Annotated in this window: 16 protein-coding genes; 4 read left to right on the top strand and 12 right to left on the bottom strand. The window is 56.3% G+C overall.

What is annotated here, in order from left to right:
- Positions 1-451: 451 nt before the first annotated feature.
- From NKH13_RS25980 to NKH13_RS25965, 4 genes are all read right to left on the bottom strand, one after another.
- Complete coding sequence (locus NKH13_RS25980) at positions 452-1756, bottom strand: amidohydrolase family protein (protein WP_352915390.1); 1305 nt, start codon at positions 1754-1756, stop codon at positions 452-454.
- A gap of 173 nt (positions 1757-1929) precedes the next feature.
- Positions 1930-2292 carry a response regulator gene (locus tag NKH13_RS25975; RefSeq protein WP_352915388.1) on the bottom strand — a complete coding sequence of 121 codons (363 nt, stop codon included), beginning with the start codon at positions 2290-2292 and terminating at the stop codon, positions 1930-1932.
- 441 nt (positions 2293-2733) lie between these two features.
- A complete protein-coding gene (locus NKH13_RS25970) occupies positions 2734-3111 on the bottom strand; it encodes a SemiSWEET family sugar transporter (protein WP_352915386.1) in 378 nt (125 codons plus the stop codon).
- Positions 3112-3490: 379 nt separating this feature from the next.
- The gene (locus tag NKH13_RS25965; RefSeq protein WP_352915384.1) at positions 3491-3673 is read right to left on the bottom strand and encodes a tautomerase family protein; all 183 of its coding nucleotides are present in this window, start codon (positions 3671-3673) and stop codon (positions 3491-3493) included.
- Positions 3674-4140: 467 nt separating this feature from the next.
- Here NKH13_RS25965 and NKH13_RS25960 point away from each other — a divergent pair, with 467 nt between their 5' ends.
- The 3 genes from NKH13_RS25960 to NKH13_RS25950 all read left to right on the top strand — a co-directional run bounded on the left by NKH13_RS25960 (position 4141) and on the right by NKH13_RS25950 (position 7927).
- A complete protein-coding gene (locus tag NKH13_RS25960) occupies positions 4141-4902 on the top strand; it encodes an SDR family NAD(P)-dependent oxidoreductase (protein WP_352915383.1) in 762 nt (253 codons plus the stop codon).
- A 9-nt stretch (positions 4903-4911) separates the two neighbouring features.
- Positions 4912-5724: an SDR family NAD(P)-dependent oxidoreductase gene (locus NKH13_RS25955; RefSeq protein ID WP_352915380.1), complete on the top strand. Its 813-nt coding sequence runs from the start codon at positions 4912-4914 to the stop codon at positions 5722-5724.
- Between the two features lie 160 nt (positions 5725-5884).
- On the top strand, positions 5885-7927 hold the full coding sequence (locus tag NKH13_RS25950) for a hydantoinase/oxoprolinase N-terminal domain-containing protein (protein ID WP_352915417.1): 2043 nt from the start codon (positions 5885-5887) through the stop codon (positions 7925-7927).
- A gap of 175 nt (positions 7928-8102) precedes the next feature.
- Here NKH13_RS25950 and NKH13_RS25945 read toward each other — a convergent pair whose 3' ends face one another.
- From NKH13_RS25945 to NKH13_RS25910, 8 genes are all read right to left on the bottom strand, one after another.
- On the bottom strand, positions 8103-9158 hold the full coding sequence (locus tag NKH13_RS25945) for a GlxA family transcriptional regulator (protein WP_352915378.1): 1056 nt from the start codon (positions 9156-9158) through the stop codon (positions 8103-8105).
- A 209-nt stretch (positions 9159-9367) separates the two neighbouring features.
- Entirely contained in the window at positions 9368-10888 is a 1521-nt protein-coding gene (locus NKH13_RS25940; RefSeq protein WP_352915376.1) for a trimethylamine methyltransferase family protein, read from the bottom strand.
- Positions 10889-11203: 315 nt separating this feature from the next.
- A complete protein-coding gene (locus NKH13_RS25935; protein ID WP_352915373.1) occupies positions 11204-11971 on the bottom strand; it encodes an SDR family NAD(P)-dependent oxidoreductase in 768 nt (255 codons plus the stop codon).
- A gap of 135 nt (positions 11972-12106) precedes the next feature.
- Positions 12107-13159, bottom strand: coding sequence for a quaternary amine ABC transporter ATP-binding protein (locus NKH13_RS25930; protein WP_352915370.1), 1053 nt, complete (start codon positions 13157-13159; stop codon positions 12107-12109).
- Positions 13160-13234: 75 nt separating this feature from the next.
- Positions 13235-14266: a glycine betaine/L-proline ABC transporter substrate-binding protein ProX gene (proX, locus tag NKH13_RS25925; protein WP_352915367.1), complete on the bottom strand. Its 1032-nt coding sequence runs from the start codon at positions 14264-14266 to the stop codon at positions 13235-13237.
- A 19-nt stretch (positions 14267-14285) separates the two neighbouring features.
- Entirely contained in the window at positions 14286-15269 is a 984-nt protein-coding gene (locus tag NKH13_RS25920; RefSeq protein WP_352915365.1) for an ABC transporter permease, read from the bottom strand.
- 316 nt (positions 15270-15585) lie between these two features.
- The gene (locus NKH13_RS25915) at positions 15586-16596 is read right to left on the bottom strand and encodes a LysR substrate-binding domain-containing protein (protein ID WP_352915364.1); all 1011 of its coding nucleotides are present in this window, start codon (positions 16594-16596) and stop codon (positions 15586-15588) included.
- 364 nt (positions 16597-16960) lie between these two features.
- The gene (locus NKH13_RS25910) at positions 16961-17881 is read right to left on the bottom strand and encodes a GlxA family transcriptional regulator (protein WP_352915415.1); all 921 of its coding nucleotides are present in this window, start codon (positions 17879-17881) and stop codon (positions 16961-16963) included.
- Positions 17882-18108: 227 nt separating this feature from the next.
- On the opposite strand from NKH13_RS25910, the gene NKH13_RS25905 reads away from it, so the two are divergent.
- Entirely contained in the window at positions 18109-18813 is a 705-nt protein-coding gene (locus NKH13_RS25905; protein WP_352915363.1) for a GntR family transcriptional regulator, read from the top strand.
- Positions 18814-18822: the final 9 nt, after the last annotated feature.

The following is an 18822-nucleotide window of genomic DNA, read 5'->3' as shown; positions in this document are numbered from 1 at the left end:
CCATATCTCCCAGGTAGTAGTTAGTCTTTTTCCTTACAAACACGAAAATGATAACTATCGTGTAGAAAGCTGGCTCGTATATCTTTTACACGGTTATCACACCAACGGTCGGCCCGAAAAGCAGAACTACTATAAGGAATACAATGCACACAAGTAATGCAAAAACGGTTGCCTCGAGGTCTTTAAACGGCGTCGGGAATTCGTCTAACATAGGCTCTGTTCCGAGAAAGTGCCAGAATGTCAAATTACGATAACTTGACAATGGAGCTTGTATGAGTGCTCTGTGCTGCGCCGCGAAGGACGTACGTCAAGGTCCATCTGCCGCTCGCGGGTCCAAATCCGACGGGGCGGATGGCAATGGGCATGTAGTTCCAAGCATGTGATAGACCACTTCGTATAGCTGCAAAGCTACAATGCCCGGTGTTGACAGGCGCCGCGTTGAGGCAAAACGCTAAGCCGCCGTTGCTTTAGGGAACAATTCCTCGGCGTTTAACTTCATGAGGCGGGTAACCAGCTCTGGCAAAGCACCGCGGTCAATCCACCTTCGATCAACTAACGCTGAAATGGACTCTGCGATACCCCTGCGTGCGATCACACTATGGCCGACGACGTTCTCTGCAACGATGAAATCGCCCCCGAAAGTGAGAATCTTGTTAGCGGGCACCGACACGAGAAATTCTGTGAGGAAACGAACGCATGCAACCGGATTGATGATCCAGGCCCAACACAGGTCAACATAGGCATTGCTGTATTGCTTGCAAAGGGCAACGTACTCGTCCTGATAGGGATAGCCCATGTGCATAAGTACGAATCGAATATCTGGATAGGCATGCAGTAATCGGCAGACGTCGACCGCGTTTTCGCGCACTCGACTTAGAGGCATTGAATCGTTGGTGGCCAGGTATCCCGTGTGGAGTTTTACGGGAAGCCGGTATTCCTGGGCCTTTCGCAGGCAATAGTGAAAAAGGTAATCCTCGAGCGCCTGCGCGCCTTCGTGGCCAATGAACGGCCGCACTGCAATAAGTGTACTAAAGTATTGCTCCGCAACATGTCGGTCGACGTGCCGGAAGTTCAACGCTCTGTAATAGGCTCCTACGTACTTTATCGCAACAGCCTGAGGTCCGCACTTCTCGAAATAACGATCGATCGCCGCCAGCCAGTCATCGAATGAACCGATCTGAACGCTAAGTTCAGATTCTACGTTCTTGATGTCCGCGAGATTGCAACGGCTCAGCTCCATAATGCTGATGTCCTGCTTGAGTAGCGATGGTTGAGCGGTCTGCATGAATATCCGCTCCAAAGAGTTCACGTGGCATTCGGAAATCCGACAAACGTCCCTGAGAACGTGTTCGTAGAAGCCAGGCTTCTTTACTTCACGATATTGGCTGGAGAGCTGCTCAATGTGTTCGATGGCGAAGGATTTTACGCCGTAAAGTTTCTGGATCGTGATGGAGAATGTCTTCGCATAACCGGTATGTTGAACGCGTTCCCAATAGGGGTAAACTATCCTAAACTTATCAACCGCGGAGACCTCTGGATTATAAAATTGCCTCTTCTCCTCGGCGCCCATCCCCGCGCAATCGAGATCTTGCTGCAGGTAGTCTCTGAACAGTAACGACCAATCGTCGCAGGGAAGGAGTCGGTCAAAGACCGGAGAAAATCGGCGCGACTCCTCCACCAGATGCTCGTGAGTGTCAACGAGAACAGTCTCTGCTACTATGTCCTCGATCCACGTTGCGGTCTCGGTGGCGCTCATTATACATCCTTCTAATTTGTCAGGCCGATATCCGTGTTAGATTCAGGAAACAATTGTTCCATTAGCCGGCTAAACTTCTGTTCGAGGTTGACCTGTTGGTAGACAGTCATGGTGCCGGCAGTCTGCCCGCAATCGCCCGAGGCCTTCGAAGAGACCTGAGGTCTAAATGGTTTTCAAGCTGACATCAGCGAACCCATTACCTCTATCAAATAACCGATATCAACCGACTTCTCAAACCGATCGATTCCCTTTAAACTGTCAGGACAATCCGAGCTATTCAGACACGTGAGGAACACGAACGGTATTTGGCGTCGCACTAGGTGCTCGGCCGCGGCGAACGTTGCCTCGCCTTGCAGGTTCACACTGAGGACAGCACCGTCTATCGATGATGAGGACATGATGACGTCGAGAGTGTCCTCGATCGTATCGCACGGATGGATGACGTTCGCGCCAACCTTGACAAAAGCGTCCCTTAAATCGGACGCAAGTCTATAGTCGTCCTCTGCGATGAAAATGCTGCAATTGCGTAGCATCATTGAGAACAAATCCATCCGGGCTGAGTTGGAATTTGTACAGCCCTCGTACAGGTTCCGACTATGCTGCTCAGGCACGCGGAATGTCACAGTTATAAGCTAAAGGAAATGGCGCTCCCATTTCAAATGAGTATTAGTGGCTGGCCGGATAACCAGGAGTCATGACCAGGTTCGAGGTCGCACTGCGTGAGGCCGTTGCCGATGTCCATCGCGCCATGAACTTCAACCTGTCAGCCACATGACTTCTTGGCGCATGCAAACCGGCGGCGTTAAGCCCAAACGCCGGTTGGAAGAGCTTTGTAGAATCCTCCAACGCGACATGGCTCGCGCTGGCAAGAGTCGAACGAAAACGGCCGTCTATAGGAAAGCATCCGTTTCTCCCCGCACTTAACGAATCGGCGACCACTTCAGGTGCATGGGAAGCGGCCACTGAGGCGGTTCCCATCAAAGGTTGCGACGCGCATCTTTCGACCGGTTTGTCTTTGGATCGACCAGACGAGCTTGCCCGACTGACCGCTCGGCGCGTGGGGCGGCAGGGTCGAGAGCGTCCGCAACGGCATCCTTCTTCGCGCGGGGAAGAAGAGTCATGACGAGAATGAAGGCCGAAAGCGCCAGGATCAGTACGTTGGTAATGATAAGGGCCCATTCGTTCTTCAGGATACCGTAGGTCAACCACAAGGCAAATCCTAACACGTTGATGCCGTACATCAGTGTTGAAATGCTGCTCGTGTCCCGGGTTTTGATGATCTTCCAGGCTTGCGGGGCAAAAGCGGTCACCGAGCATAGAGCTGCGAGGTAACCAATAACCGTGACCCAATCCATGGTTTGATATTGCCAGCTGGTTATTCCGTTTAACCCCTTCGGGTGGTTGTCGCAGCAAGAGCGGCGCAGGCTAGTCGGCGGGCTCTTACGCAAGCCACCGCCACGCGAGCAAGGTCCGAAACGCTCAACTCCAGTGCGACATTCCGCCCAAGTCAGCGTAGCTTCGTTCTCTTCGCGGGCGGCACATCCAGAGCGATCTTTACAGTAAAACGCTGTGTCCGAGCGAGCTTGAGGGCTGATCCAGCTTTGCCACTCTGGGCCTCCTTGCCTCAAATTTGCAGAAGAAGACCTTCCTAAAAAATAGGCTATTCGCCAGCTGTCTTCTTTGCTTGGGAATAGAATAACTTCGGACCGAGGAGATTTCCTGGAGCAGGTTACATCACATACGCGACCACAGCTTGCCACCGGTCGCCCAATTATTTGGCTCATACTCATCAAAGACCACATGGATCTGTTCTGGTCGTAGGTTCATATTATCACAAAACAATTTTGTGATCTCAGCTACCAAGTGCGCCTTCTTATCGTCGTCGGCCTTGAATGTTTCGATATGAATAACGGGCATAGCCTACTTCTCCGGTACATACTGTGGAAATATTGTTGCAGGGCGCCCTCGGCGCACTTCGCTAAAAAACTCTGCAATGCGGGCACCATACATCGCTTTATCGATTTCCGAACCAAGCGGGGTACCAGACTTCATCAGTAATCTTACTTCCCAACTGCAACCCTCGAAAAAGTGGGCGTCGTTGCGGATCCGCCACGCAGAATGCTATGGTCATGAGTAATAGGCAGCGGCGCGCCTCACTTCAAATGAGTATTAGTGGGCGACCAGATAACCAGGAGTCATGACCTGCCCAAGGCTCCCAAGAGCCGTCACAAAGCCATTATCGATGACCGGCACGCCATGACTTCAGCTTGTCCGTCGCATGACTTTTTGGTCGCTTGCAAACTGGCATTATGCGGGCCTAGATCATTAGGCACGGTCGCCGATGATACCCGCTGGGCCTCCTCACTCTTACTGGGCAATCAGATATGACGCAATCCAACAAGGTGGTTATCGTTACTGGCGCAACCTCGGGGATAGGCGAGGCCGTCGTTGAGGCCTTTGCCGCGACGGGGGCTTCACTGGTGTTGGTCGGCCGCGATCGGGAGCGGGGCCAAAGAGCCTTGGAGGCAGTTAAGGCACTTAAGTGTCAGGCCGAATTGATGTTGGGCGATGTGGCCGACTCGGCATTTGCTGACCATGTTGTGACTTCCAGCGTAGCGCGATTCGGCAAAGTCGACGTCTTGGTCAACAGCGCCGGGATCATCCGGCGTGGAAGCGCCGTCGATACCACGGATGACGATTGGCGTCAGACATTCGACGCCAATGTCAACGGTGTGTTCTACTTCAGTCGCGCCGCAGTGAAGTCTATGAGGCAAACCGGCGGCGGCAGCATTGTCAACATAGCCTCGAATGTGGGGCTGGTTGGCTGTCCCGGGTTGGCTGCCTACTGTGCGTCGAAGGGCGCCGTCGTTCTGTTGACTCAAGCCATGGCTCTCGATCACGCCAGAGAGCAAATAACCATCAATGCCGTCTGCCCCGGCGCCGTTGATACGCCTATGCTTGTGTCAGCCCATAGTAAGCCGGTTACTGCGGCCGAAATTCTTCAAAGAAACGTTGATTCAATACCTCAGGGTCGCGTGGCGTCTCCGAAGGAAATTGCGAGCCTGACGCTGTTTCTCGCAGGCGAGGGAGCCAGGCACATCACAGGGGTTGCTATTCCAATAGATGGCGGCTTCACGGCAGGATAGGAGGAATTCTTGGGTAATCGGCTGTCAGGCAAAGTTGCCATCGTCACTGGGGGCAATCAAGGGATAGGGCGAGCAATTGCTGAGAGGCTCGCTGATGAAGACGCAATGGTTGTTGTGGGCGATCTGCGTGAAGACCGCTCCGCCGGTTCCAACGGCGTCGATAGGCTCACGTTTATGCCTCTCGACGTCACAAAGGAGGTCTCGATTCGCACCTTCGTTGATGGCGTCCTCCAGAAGTTTGGTAGGATCGACGTCTTGGTGAACAATGCCGGTCTGGTCTTTCATAAGTCCATCGACGAGCAGACTGCCGAGGATTGGGACCGACTCATGGCGGTCAATCTCCGCGGCCCGTTTTTAATGGCCAAGTATGTAGTCCCGGAAATGAGGCGCGTCGGCGCGGGCACGATCGTCAACATCGGATCGGTTGAGGGCTATATGGTCAACCCCTGGCATACTGCCTACGCAGCCACAAAGGCCGGCGTGCATGGCCTCACGCTGGGACTGGCAGTTGACCTCGGCCCGGATGGTATACGTTGCAACACCGTGTGCCCCGGTTGGATTGATACCGACCTCAATCGTGCGTACGTCGAGATGCACCCTGACCGAAGCCTGATCGAACGGGAATTGGGACAACTTCACCCGGTCGGTAGGACTGGCGTTCCAAAGGAGATAGCCAACGCGGTCCTTTGGTTGGCTAGCGAGGAATCCAGTTTCGTCAGCGGTGAAATGATCTCCGTCGACGGCGCGCGGACCAAAAAAATATCACTGCCCGCCATCCTGGACGAGGAGTATCGGGCCAAACTGACGAAGGCGCAGGCATAGTGGGGCGTCCGCGTCGGACGGGTTGCGAAAGAGGCTATCCCCCTGAGGGATCCCAAGTTGGAACGCGGGATCTTGTCAATCTTCCCACCCTTGCTGACGGGCAGGGAGGTCTCCGTCGACCAAGAGGTGGAGAAAACCAACAGCAGCCGCATTGCCGGAGATGAGAGCCAGGCCCAACAAGAAACCGCTCTTCCTCGGAATCGACACTGGCGGTACCTACACCGATGCAGTCCTGTGGTCCGAGACTGAAGGCCCTCAGCAAGGACCCAACAAGGGTAAGGTGCTGGCCAAGGCCAAGGCGCTGACAACGCGGCATGACCTCGCCGTTGGCATTGCCGGCGCCGTCGACGCGGTGCTGCGGAAGGCCGGCACCGATCCGGCCGCCATCAAGCTGGTCTCGATGTCGACGACGCTTGCCACCAATGCGCTGGTCGAGGGCCAGGGCGGCCGCGTCGCGCTGGTGATGATCGGCTTTTCCGAAGGCGACCTCGCCCGCGATGGGTTGAAGACCGCGCTTGGAACCGATCCGGTAATGTTCTGTCCCGGTGGCCATGATGTCCACGGGAACACTGCCGGGCTCGACCTGTCGGGTCTCCAAGCAGCCTTGCCGGAACTTGGCCCGTCTGTATCTGGCTTTGCTGTCTGCGCCTATTTCGCAACTCGCAATCCGGCGCATGAACTGGCGGCCCGTGATCTGATCCGCGAAAAGACCGGCCTGCCGGTCACCGCCAGCCACGAACTGTCGGCCAAGCTCGGCGGCCCGCGCCGGGCTCTGACGACGCTGCTCAACGCTAGGCTGATCTCGATGATCGATCGGCTAGTGGCGGCGACCGAAGGCTTCCTCGAAGCGCGCAAGATCGCGGCGCCCCTGATGGTGGTGCGCGGTGATGGCGCATTGGTTTCGGCGGCGTTTGCACGCCAGCGGCCGATCGAGACCATCCTGTCCGGCCCGGCCGCCAGCCTGGTCGGCGCCCGCCACATGACCGGGCTCGACAACGCCCTGGTGTCCGACATTGGCGGCACCACCACCGACGTCGCCGTGCTCGACAAGGGCCGTCCGCGCCTCGATCCGGAAGGCGCCACCGTGGGCGGCTTCCGCACCATGGTCGAGGCCGTCGCCATGCGCACCTTCGGCCTCGGCGGCGATTCCGAAGTCGCGCTGGAGGATGGTTCGCTCAACCCGAAGATCCTGCTTGGCCCGCGCCGCCTGGTGCCGCTGGCGCTGGCCGGCATGGCGCATGGCGAAGCAGTAACGGCAGAGCTCGAACGCCAGTTGCGCGGCCCGAACCCCGGCCGCATGGACGGCCGCTTCGCCGTCCGCACCGGTGTGCCGGACAGGCTCGCCGCCGGCCTCACTGCGCCGGAAGCAAAACTCTATGAGGTGATCGGCGCGGTGCCGCTGCCGCTCGACCGGCTGCTCACCTCGAACGCCCAGAACGCCACCTTGAACCGGCTAGTGTCGCGAGGGCTGGTGCATGTCGCCGGCTTCACCCCGTCGGACGCTGCCCATGTGCTTGGCAAGCAGGCGAACTGGGATCCCGTCGCCGCTCGCCTCGGCGCCGAATTGTTCGCGCGCAAGCGCGATGGCCGCGGCCAGCCGATAGCAGCCTCGCCGGAGGTGATCTCGGAGCGGGTGCTGGCGACGCTGACGCGCTGGTCGGCCGAGTACATTCTCGAGACAGCCTTTGCCGAGGATGGACTCGATGGTGCGGCGACCGTGGCGCACGCGCTGGTGCAGCGCGCCGTCGACGGCGATCCCGGCATCGCCCACCTGACCGTTGCGCTCGACCGGCCCGTCATCGGTCTCGGTGCTTCGGCGCCGCTGCACTATGCCGGCCTGCCGGCGCTGGTCGGCAATGACTGCGTGGTGCCTGAGGATAGTGACGTCGCCAATGCGCTCGGCGCCGTCGTTGGACAGGTCAGGGTCTCGGTCGAGGCACAGGTCAGCCAACCCAATGAAGGGCTGTTCCGTGTAACGTCTGGCGTGGCAGTGCGCGATTTCCTCGACGAATCGACGGCGATCGCAGCAGCAGAGGCCGATGTGCGGGCGATTGCGGCGCAGCGGGCTATGGACGCCGGCGCCGACAGCGCCGAGATCGAGGTCGCAACTGAATTCCGTGTCTCGACCGTCGAAGGCCAGCGCATGTTCATCGAGGCGCATGTCGTGGCCCTGGCCTCGGGAAGGCCAAGGATCGCAGTGTAGGCATTAAGGCGGCCTCTACGAAGCTTTCCGCGCAGCGCGCACGGACCTGTTCGGGTGTCATTGAACACGACATTGGGGACCTCGGGTGAGGGCTGACGCTTCTTGGCCTCGCCGGGCCTCCCTGAATAACGGTAGACGACTGGATCGCAACGATCCCTTGGGGCTTTCGTATTGTCTAGCCGAGGCCGGGTCCGACCCAAGCAGGCGTCGTCAATCGACACTGCTGAGGTGAAAGGCCATTAAAGGTTCTGAAGCACTTTGCGAAGTGTGAAGGGGACAAAAAACCGCAGGCCATCGCAATATCGATTATGGGCATGCTTGTGCCTTCGATCAGGCGCTTGGCATGATCTACACGGATCCGGAGATAATGGCGTACCGGCGGGATGTGAACGTGTGCTGCAAACAAGCGCTCCAGTTGCCGCCGCGACACGCCCGCCCGTCGAGCAACCTCGCTCATGGTCAGCGGGTATTCCACGTTCTCTTCCATAATCCGCATAGCCATCTGGAGCTTATCGCTCACCCCGCCAAAGGCGAGCCCCGTCGGCCCGGTCTGCCGGTTCGAACCAGAGCGCTGACCTTCGACAGTCGCGTAGCGGCAGACCTCCTGTGCTGTATACCCGCCCACATGGCTGGCGATGATATCGACGGCCAAGTCGAACGATGCCAATTCACCCGCACAGGTCGAAAACTGCCCGTCCTTTACGAATAGAGCGTCTCGGATATGCGGCTGCCTAAATACTTCCGTGAAGGCTGCCAGCCGCGACCAGTGTATCGTGCAGCGCGTGCCTGCCAGCAGCCCGGTCTGCGCGAGCAACCATGTGGCTGTTCCAACCGCGGACACCCCAACCCCGTGGCGTGCGATCGTTCGCAAGAAACTATTGAGCTGTGGCGTCAGGCGCCGCCCCACCGGCTCACCGGCGATAACAGCGACATGCTGCGGCCTCCGGGCGCCTAGACAGGAATTCAGTTCGTCTATGGTGACGTCAACGGCAACTGAAAGGCCGCTAGCACCCTCAACAGATCGTTCGTCGGGTCCCGCTATCCGCCATCGGAACAGAGTTTGCTTCGATACCGTATTGGCTATGCGAAACGGTTCAATGAAGGCGTGAAGCGCCAATTGCGAGAATCCTGGCAACACCAGAACCACCAAGTCGATCGGCCGGCCCGCCTGTGGCAAATTCTCCGGCATGGTCACCGACTTCATGGTGCTGATATCGGGGCGGGCGTTCATTACGATCCTTCCATGCGTTTTACAAAGGCTGCTCGGGCTGTTCTCGGACCCTAAAAAGGCCTTGGCGCGATTTTGGCTATCGTGGGCGTGCGCGCGATCCGTACTCGGCCTTGGTTCGGCGCGATTTGGCCACAGATCATCCATAGCCGTGCTTCGTTCCTGGCTGTGTCGACGCTGCTCGTCACAGCCGTCTCGTATCATCTTGCCGCCTAGAGGACAGCCTCCCCGATATCAAGTTCCCGACGTTTCATGAAGTCGAGGAGTGCTTCGTCGACTGCTTCGTCGATCGGAGGTGCTTGATAATCCTGCAGGGCCTGCACAGCCGCATCGCGTCCCCGAATGTTGGCATCCTTAGCGCCGGCGAACGACCATTGCTCGAAGCTGTCGTGGTTCATCAAGTCAGGCGTGAAAAAGGCCTTCTCGAAATTCTTCAGTGTATGTTCGGTACCAAGATAGTGACTGCCTGGCTCACTTTGGCGGATCGCATCGAGCGTTTCATCCATCTCGCTCATTACTATGCCTTGCCCAAGCTTATAGAACATCACCATCTGCTCTGCATCGAGCATGAACTTGCTATAGCTCTGGGTCAGAGCTGCTTCGAGATAACCGGTGGACGAAAGCACAAAATTCGCGCCGGCGATAAGCGCGCCGTACATATTGCGGGCCGCCTCATAGCCTGCCTGAGCATCAACGAGCTTCGAACTTGTGTTGCTGCCACTGCAGCGCCAAGGCAGTTTGTAGCGTCTCGCCAGTTGACCCACCAGCATGTTCATATGGCAAATCTCGGGTGTTCCTGCCATTGGCGCGCCGCTCTTCATTGAAACGGTCGCCAACCATTGCCCATAAATGCAAGGCGCACCTGGCCGGACCAATTGCGCAAAGGCAACGCCAGCAAGTGCTTCGGCATTAAGCTGCGCGACTGCAGCCACAGTGCTGGCCGGAGTGCTGGCACCACCAAGAACAAACGGGGCAAAGATCATGGCCTGATTGTTTGCCGAGTAAACCTTGACCGCATCGAGCATAGTCGCGTCCCAAACGAGAGGCGAATTGCAGTTGGCAAGCGACACCATCACTGTGTTGTTCTGAACAAATTCTTCGCCGAAGACAATCTTGGCCATAGCAACGGTGTCTTCTGCCCTCTCGCGCGAGGTCACGGCTCCCATAAATGGCTTGTCCGAGTATCGTATCAAACTGTAGTTCATGTGCAGGTGGCGCTTCGGAACGGCTATATCCATCGGCTCGCAAAGAACGCCCCCCGTCATATGCATAGCGGGAGCTTGGTAGGCGAGTTTCGCGAAGTTGACGAAATCCTCAATGGTCGCGTTTCGCCGCCTGCCTTCAAGATCAAGGACATTTGGCGAACCGTATGCTGGGGTAAAAATAGTCTTTCGCCCGCCGAGGGTGACTGTCCTGGCGGGATTGCGAGCATGGACCGTTATGTATTCAGGAGCCCTTGCCACCAGCTCCAGCAGCTGGTTTCTGTCGATCCTGACGCGCTGGTCGGTTACGTCGGCACCAGCTGCGCGCCAGAGTTCGATGGCCTCGTCGTCACGAAATTCGATGCCAATCTCTTCAAGTATTTGCATCGAAATGTCGTGAAGCCTAAGCAAGTCATCCGGGCTCAGCAAATCCATATAAGGCAGCCCGCGTTCCAGAACAGGCAAAAATGTTACCGTTCTGTCGGAACGCAACTTCTGCCGAGCGTCTCGGCCTCCAGATCTGGTGGACATTTCTTTAATCCCTGATTTAAGGCGAGAATATAGGCCAATACAAATGCCGGACCTAACAAAAAAAAGGAATGTAACTTATGAACTGAGGTTATGACCGCAACGCAAGCCGGCATAAAGCCGGTCCTGAATGCCTAGCAAAGCGAGGAGGTGTGGATCCCGGAGTGGCTCCCGCCGTCCACGACATTCGCAGTCTTTCCGTCGCTTTGACACGCGGAATGGTTCCTCAGAAGAACATGCCTACCATTGACCTTTCGCAGCCCTCAAAGTCAGTTTGTCGGGGAGGTTCGGCGGGCAGAATAGATAGATCACCTTGGCTCAATAAACCGCCTTGGCTCCCGCGACTTCGAGTGCGGTCCCCGCGATGAAGCGAGCGGCATCAGAGCTCAGAAAGTACACCGCATCAGCAATATCTTCCGGTGCACCGAGTCGGCCAAGCGGATTTGACTTGCTGAGTTCGGCAACCGCTGTGTCGGGATCAAACCCGCGATGGACAAAGCCCGAGCGAAGCATGGGTGTGTCTATCTCGCCGGGGCAGACTGCATTGATCCTGATCCCATCCCCTGCATGATCACGGCCGAGACATCTGGAAAACGTCGCTACGGCTGCTTTGCTCGCGCAGTAAGCTGGGTGGGTCGGCCCTGGATAAATACCCCAGGTCGAGGAGATATTCACGATCGAACCGCCGCCATGGTCCTTCATGAAGGCCACGGCCCGTCGGCAGGTGTAAAATATCGATTTCAGATTAATATCGAAAGTTCTTTCCCAGTCCTCGTCACTTGTCTCTAGGATTGTACCGCGCGTGATGACTCCGGCATTGTTGACAAGGGCGTCCAGCCGGCCGGTAAGGCTGATGGCCGTATCGATGAGGTCCTCGCAGTATGCTTTGCTTCTCAGGTCGCCATGCTTGGCCAAAGCAGTTTGGTCAATTCGGTTGAGTTCGTCAGTTGCGGCAATCAAACGCTCCTGGTTGGCGTCACCCGCGACTACAAAATATCCGTTAGCCGTGAACTTTCTGCAGATTGCCTGGCCCATACCGCCGGCAGCTCCGGTTACGACCACGGTTTTCTTTTCAGATTTCTTCATTGTTCGACCAACGAATCGGGGGGAGCGGGTGTTTAATTCTTTTGACCGTTGCTAGGCGCGAACCGCCTATACGCCTATCCAATGCAATTTCTTCCATTACGGCATAGATCGATCTATTGTCCGTGCGTAATCTATCTAAAGTCGATCATGCACGCCGCGCAGAAGTAGGGATGCAGTCACGATACCCACATCCACTCCGTTACCATCGACAACCACAAGCGGCATATTTCCATGGCGATGTGACAAGTCGAGCATTTCCTTGATCGGAGCGTCAAGGTTGAGCCGCGGGGCGTCTGGCAGAGCCATGCCCTCTCCGGCACTCGCAAATTCTGCGAGCGGCAACATCACTGACTCGGCCCTTAGGAGCTTCAATCGGCTGCTTCCCTGGACAAATTTTTCAACATAGGGGTCTTTCGGATTTCCGAGAATGTCATCCGCCGAACCGATCTGAAGCATTTTTCCGTCTTTCATGACACCAATATGGTGTCCCAGCCGAACTGCTTCATCCAGGTCGTGAGTGATGAAAAGCGTGGTTTTACCCAACTTCGTCGAAAGCTTTTTGAACTCGTCCTGTAATTCACGTCGTATAAGCGGATCCAGCGCCGAAAATGGTTCATCCATCAACAGAATGGCGGGATCGGCCGCCAAGGCTCGGGCAAGCCCTACTCTCTGTTTCATTCCGCCAGAAAGTTGATCAGGGTATCGGTCACCCCAGCCCGCAAGTTGGACGAGCTCCAACTTTTCCTCCGCAACCTCGTAGCGTTGTCGGACACTTGCCTTTCGTAGCTCCAGACTCAGAGCCACATTGTCGCGAACCGTTCGGTGGGGGAGGAGCGCCACATTCTGGAAAACCATCCCCATTGATCGGGCACGAAGCTCGCGCATCTCATTTTCTGACTTCAGATTAATATCCTGGCCGCCAACAATGATCTGCCCCGAGCTGGGTTTGATCAAACGGTTAACATGCCGGACCAGGGTTGACTTTCCACTTCCCGACAGGCCCATGACACAGAAGATCTCTCCGGCCTCCACCTTGAAGGACACACCGGCGACGGCCGCTACGCACCCATGTTTCTCGAGGAGAGCTTCTTTGGAGAGATCATCGCGTTGGATACTCGCTAGGTCGAGTTTCGGGCTCGTCCCAAAGACCTTCCAAACATCCTTGAATTCAATGGCATGCGCTTTCAAAGGTAAGCTCCAGTTGAGAGGTGTCGCCCGGCAGCGTAACGCTTGCCGGGCGAGCATGCGGTCCGAATTTCTTCGTTATTTAGCTGCCTGTTTCGCTGCAGCTATCCATTTGTTCCATTGGTCGAGGTGGGCTTTTTTCCAAGCCTCAGCATGACCGTGAATGTCTTCGTTGGACTTCTCACCTTTGTGAATAAGAAGGTTCTCGTCGTTGATATCTTGAATTGGGACCTCGACCTGCTCGAACCACTTATTTGCGACGGGGTTTTTTTCTAGGAATTCCGTGTTGGCAATCACGTGTTGAGTGTTCACGGAAAATCCCAGGTTTCCGATGCCTGGAACGGTCGTGTTTGCACCAGCCTGTTCGTCGGGCAACGCTGTGAACGGAACCGTTAGCCAGACGACATCTTTTCCGTGAACCAAAACCCCCTGTAGCCAGTTGGGCGTCCAGCTGTAATACAACGCTGGACTGCCGGACTGAATCCGTTGGATGACGTCGGGGAGCAGAGCGAAATACTCACCCTGCTTGTGCGTAACGGTATCCCGAAGGCCGTAGGCATCAAGGTTATGTTCTATGATGCGTTCGCATCCCCAGCCCGGATCACAGCCATACAGGTCTGCTTTACCGTCCCCATCCACATCGAACAGCTTGGCAATCTTCGGATCCTTCAACTGATCGATCGTCTTGATGCCGTATTTGTCAGCGGTGGCCTTATCGATAGAGTATCCCTGAATTGAGTTCTTTACGAGCGTCCCGACCCGGCGAAGCTTGGCATCGCCGCCAGCCTTCTCGGCAAAGGCTATATGCAGAGGATACCAGTGCGGCGTATAGTAATCTGCATCGCCGTTCCCTACCGCTATATGGGCAAGCGGAACCTGGGTTGCGGCAGGTTCGTTAACTGTATAGCCGAGGTCTTCAAGCCCTAATTTAACGACGTAGGCTTCGAATAACTCTTCCGCCTGGCCAAGATATAGCGGCCTAACGGTCACACCTTTTCCCGGAAGGTCCTCCGCAGAGGCGTATCCAGGTGACATTGCCAAAGTGCCAATCACTGTGACAGCGGCGGCAAACCGCGTAAAAGGCCATTCCGTTCTGAACCGATGGCTCATAGTTGCTCCCATTGTTTGGTTAGTTAGAAGTCCGTCGCCCGCCGCTTTCCAGCCCTCCACGCCCCGCCGGAGAGGGGTGAAAGGTCTTAACGACACCAGTGAACAGAGCAGCCGGACCGCGCTGGTACCAAACGATGTCGGCGTAGCGTCTGCGCTGAGAAATGGCGGATTGAGCCAGGCGATCTAGAATGATTGCGAGAAAGACAATCCCAATCCCGCCGGTTGCAGCCAGCCCGATATCGAGGCGACCGATACCCCGCAAAACCATTTGGCCGAGTCCCCCAACAGCGATCATGGACGCGACAACGACCATTGATAGCGACATCATCAACGTCTGGTTGATACCTGCCACTATGCTCGGAAGGGCCAGCGGCAGCTGGGCTTTGAAGAGGGTCTGACTTTCGGTAGCTCCAAAGGCATGCATAGCCTCCACCACTTCTTCAGAGACCTGCTGAATACCTAGTGTTGTCAGCCGGATAACGGGCGGAAGTGCAAAAACGATCGTTACAATCACCCCAGGCACGTTGCCGATACCAAACAACATGACCACCGGAACAAGATAGACGAATGATGGTATCGTCTGCATTGTGTCGAGGATGGGCCGGCATATAGCGGCCGCCCTGGCACTCCGAGCGGCAATTATCCCCACCGGAATACCGACGACGGTGCAGAAAAGAACCGCAGTGAAAACGAGAGATAGAGTCGTCATCGTCTCACCCCAGATGCCGAGAAAGCCGATAATCAGCAGCAGACCCGCGATCTGAACTGCCAGTCGCCATCCCGCTATCTGCCAAGCTACCAACGCGAAGCACAAGATTATGACGACCGGCGGGATGCCGTTGAGTGCGCTGTCAAATGCTCTCAGAAGCTGGTCAATGGGCCATTTCAAGGTTTGAAAAAATGGGCGGTATTGTTGTACAATCCACCCCAAGCCACCATCTACCCACTCACCAAACGGTATGTGCCAGCTTTTGAACGGGTCTAAAACGTCTTCGAGCTTCACAAAACTTCCTTTCAGCCAGGACCTGTAGGGAGCTAACCGCGGAGTGCCTTGGCGCTATATATTGTCGCCCCACATCACAGCCTCAACCCAATATTTCGTCCGCCTCATGGGAGACGGAATTGTACTTTTCGCGGCAACTGCCGCTGCCTACACGTTAAGGGACTCTTTGCGGAAACTGCATTGATAGGCTCCCATACTGAGCTAGGCCCTCCAGCCCAGCAAGAGGGTATTCCCTCTTAACGTTTCTAAAACGCTAGCCCCGGAGGAACTGCAAAACAACCGTATAAAAAGTGATGCACCGCAGGACTAAATGTTATCAGGCAGACGGCAGGCTTGGAGGTTCCGCTGATACCTCGCTTGGTGCAACGGCTCCCGCGTTGATGTCCTCCGCAACTGGCGCCGGGGGGACCGGATTGAGATCTGCGACCTGTGCCAGCAGCCAATTGCGGAAGACCTGGACGTCGTCTCGCTCAATCGCTGTATCCGGAATGACCAAATGATGTTTACGGCCGGTCAGATAGCTTTCATTAAGAGGCCGTATCAAGGTGCCTTCCTTGAGGTAATCGCTCACCAAATGGCGCCAGCCCAACCCGATGCCATAGCCTCTGATCACTGATTGCATCATCGTTGGATAATTGTTGAACGTGACGACACGTTTGAAGTCGGACGAGATTCCGAACTGTCCAAGCCAGTGCACCCAATCGAAGGGTGACCAAGGGTAGGCCGACCAGTGCTGATCGTCCATAACCAAGAGGACCTCGTTTACCAGATCCTCCGGAGTCAGAATACGCGGCGAGTGTGTCTGATAAGATTTACTGCAAACCGGGAAGACTTCCTCGCCGAAGAGTTCGGTGGCCGTGAACCCCGGGCGCGCCAAATACCCCATTACCACGGACACATCAAAACCATCCGTCGCCGGCGCCGGGCTGCGTTCGAGGGAGACCAGGTGCAGGTCGACCTCTGGGTTGTTCGCAACGAAATCCCCAATCCGATGACTCATGAAAAGCGTCGCGAACGACATCGGCATGCCGACGGTCAACCGTCGGGCTTTCTGTCCTCTCTTCACGTTATCAAACGCCGCTGCAATATGCGCCAGGCTGAGGGTCGCAGCCTCAAACAACTCCTGGCCGGCGGGAGACAACGACACCTTCTGGTTGCCGCGGTTGAAAAGCTGGGTGTCGAGGTGGTCTTCCAGCGTCAAGATATGCCGGCTCACTGCCGCTTGAGTGACCGAAAGCTCATTGGCAGCCTTGGTAAAACTCAAATGCCGGGCGGCAGCTTCAAATGCGCGCAATGCGCTTAGCGGAAGCCGTCGATAATTTAACATGGGAAACGATTACTCCGGCATCAGCTACAAGATCCCGCGTGCGCACCGACCATCTGGTCGAACGCGCGTCCCGTTGACGGAACAATCGGCTAAACGGCCAGGGCCAAAGCGCAAGCGAGCACGACAGGCTATTCGCCAGCAAACACCATGGAGCGTATCAAACAGTTTGTCTACAATATGTCTCTCGGTGAGTTCATCCTGCGACCCCCGCGATCCGATAGAAAGCTGGGCAGTTGTAGCCGCGTTTGCAGGCAGGGCGCTAAACACAAAATGGACCGAGCGCAACGCGTAATCGTGGTCATAGGAGTTACCGAGGTGAACGGGACGGGGCGCCATTCGACTCACCGGGCCTGCGCTGCAAAGCTCATTGTTGACAACTTTGCGAAGTTAACTCCGAGCGTCTCCAGACAGAAGGTGATTGACCGCAAGCCCTTTTGAAGACCTTTGCGAAGTGAGAGGCATTTTCGAAACCGGCCCCAATAGCGACCTCGATCAGAGGAGTGTCACTTTTCATGAGAAGTTGTTTTGCGCGCTCCAGCCGCATCCGGCGATACGCAACCGCCGGGGAGCTGTTGACTTCCTTGAAAAAGAGACGTTCGAGTTGTCGTCGGGAGATCCCCAACGTTGCCGCCAGCGTGGAAACCGACAGCGTGTTTTCGACGTTCTGCTCCATAAGGATTAGTGCAGCGCGAAGCCTTGGGTCATGCGCCTCCATCATCAGCGGCCGACGCGGTTGTACCCACTCTGCGTTCCGAACCTTGTCGATCTGCAGCACCTCGAGCGCGTTCCGCTCTGCCGCATTCCCAATGTGCCGTCGCACCAGTTCTGCCGCCAGATCGGCCGTGCTGCTGCCGCCCGCGCATGATCCCCGCGTCGTATCCAAGTTATAGATTCTGTCCGCCCGAACCTTTAGATCAGGAAATCGCTCCCGGAAATCGAGGTAATGAAGCCAGCTGACGCAGGTCTCGTGTGCGGCCATAAGACCCGCCTCAGCCAGAATGAACGTTCCGGTGCAGATTCCGATCAATCGCGCGCCCTTGGACGCAGCATCCCGAAGATATTTCAGGGTTTCGTTGTCGACCGACTGACCATCGGTCAACCGTCCCCCAACGACTACAATGTAGTCAAACTCCATCGGGTGGAGGAATGAAGACGTCGGCGAGACCTGGACGCCGCAGCTCGACGTGACGAGATGACGGCTGTGCGACAGCACCTCCCAGTCCGCCTTGATCCGACCTGACCTATCAAATTCATCGCTGGCCAGTCTGAGCGTGTCGATAAACATGGCGAAGGCGGTCAACGTGAAAGAACGGGCTAATATGAACCCGACGTTCAGCCGAACGGAGGGAGCCGGTCTGCTCCGCGGTGATGAATGAAACAACCGTTTTGCCTCCACCCGTTGGAACACCCTGCAACGCCATTGGCTTTCGCCGCGCGCGGCAGTATCGTCCATCTATCTTGACTCATGCTGTTTGTCTACAATATGTCTATCCTCCAAATTAGGGAGCCATTATGATCCGGGATGAACCTGCTGCCTCGACGGACCGAAAGGGTATTCTTGCTGAAACCCTGGTGCACCGTATCCTGACGATGCAGCTCGAGCCGGGCTCGATTCTCGACGAAGTCGCTCTCAGCGAGGAGTTCGGCTTGTCCCGTCCGCCGGTCCGCGAACTAATGAGACAGATGGCGGGCGAAGGCTATGTCGACCTTGAGGCCAACCGCGCTGCGCGCGTATCTATCATGTCGTACCAGACGCTTCGGGATTTCCTGATCGTCGCTCCGATGATCTATGTCGGAACGACGAAGCTCGCAGCTTTCAACCACAAGGCTGCGGATCTCGAAATCCTCAAGCGGACTCAGCAAAAGTTCCGGCAGTCCATTGCCGACGGCCACGTCGAGAACAGGGTGATCTTCAATCACCAGTTTCATCTGAACATTGGGAAGATGGCGCACAACCAGTATCTGCTTCCCAGTCTCAAAAAGCTTCTCATCGACCATGCCCGGATTGGAAAGATCTTCTATCGCCAAAACGGCGGCACGCGGATCCAAAAGGACCAGGAGACTGCCGCGCGGCAGCACGATCAGATGATCGAGGCCATCGAAGCCCGGGATGCAGAACGGGCGGGCGAATTGGTGCGCGCCCATCTCGAAGTTTTCAGGAGCGACGTGGCGCTCTACGCCGTGCCCAGCGGCATGCAGGGCGAACTCGATGGATAATATTGTCGG

The sequence above is a fragment of the Mesorhizobium sp. M1348 genome, assembly GCF_040317925.1.
In the GTDB taxonomy this organism is placed as follows: domain Bacteria; phylum Pseudomonadota; class Alphaproteobacteria; order Rhizobiales; family Rhizobiaceae; genus Mesorhizobium.
The sequence above is the reverse complement of the archived record's forward strand: the minus strand, read 5'-3'. Positions and strand labels throughout refer to the sequence as shown.

Coding starts and splice junctions, on each gene's coding strand:
- NKH13_RS25980 (WP_352915390.1), bottom strand. CDS start 1,756: ATGAGCGCCACCGAGACCGCAACGTGGATCGAGGACATAGTAGCAGAG.
- NKH13_RS25975 (WP_352915388.1), bottom strand. CDS start 2,292: ATGATGCTACGCAATTGCAGCATTTTCATCGCAGAGGACGACTATAGA.
- NKH13_RS25970 (WP_352915386.1), bottom strand. CDS start 3,111: ATGGATTGGGTCACGGTTATTGGTTACCTCGCAGCTCTATGCTCGGTG.
- NKH13_RS25965 (WP_352915384.1), bottom strand. CDS start 3,673: ATGCCCGTTATTCATATCGAAACATTCAAGGCCGACGACGATAAGAAG.
- NKH13_RS25960 (WP_352915383.1), top strand. CDS start 4,141: ATGACGCAATCCAACAAGGTGGTTATCGTTACTGGCGCAACCTCGGGG.
- NKH13_RS25950 (WP_352915417.1), top strand. CDS start 5,885: ATGAGAGCCAGGCCCAACAAGAAACCGCTCTTCCTCGGAATCGACACT.
- NKH13_RS25945 (WP_352915378.1), bottom strand. CDS start 9,158: ATGAACGCCCGCCCCGATATCAGCACCATGAAGTCGGTGACCATGCCG.
- NKH13_RS25940 (WP_352915376.1), bottom strand. CDS start 10,888: ATGTCCACCAGATCTGGAGGCCGAGACGCTCGGCAGAAGTTGCGTTCC.
- NKH13_RS25935 (WP_352915373.1), bottom strand. CDS start 11,971: ATGAAGAAATCTGAAAAGAAAACCGTGGTCGTAACCGGAGCTGCCGGC.
- proX (WP_352915367.1), bottom strand. CDS start 14,266: ATGAGCCATCGGTTCAGAACGGAATGGCCTTTTACGCGGTTTGCCGCC.
- NKH13_RS25915 (WP_352915364.1), bottom strand. CDS start 16,596: ATGTTAAATTATCGACGGCTTCCGCTAAGCGCATTGCGCGCATTTGAA.
- NKH13_RS25910 (WP_352915415.1), bottom strand. CDS start 17,881: ATGTTTATCGACACGCTCAGACTGGCCAGCGATGAATTTGATAGGTCA.
- NKH13_RS25905 (WP_352915363.1), top strand. CDS start 18,109: ATGATCCGGGATGAACCTGCTGCCTCGACGGACCGAAAGGGTATTCTT.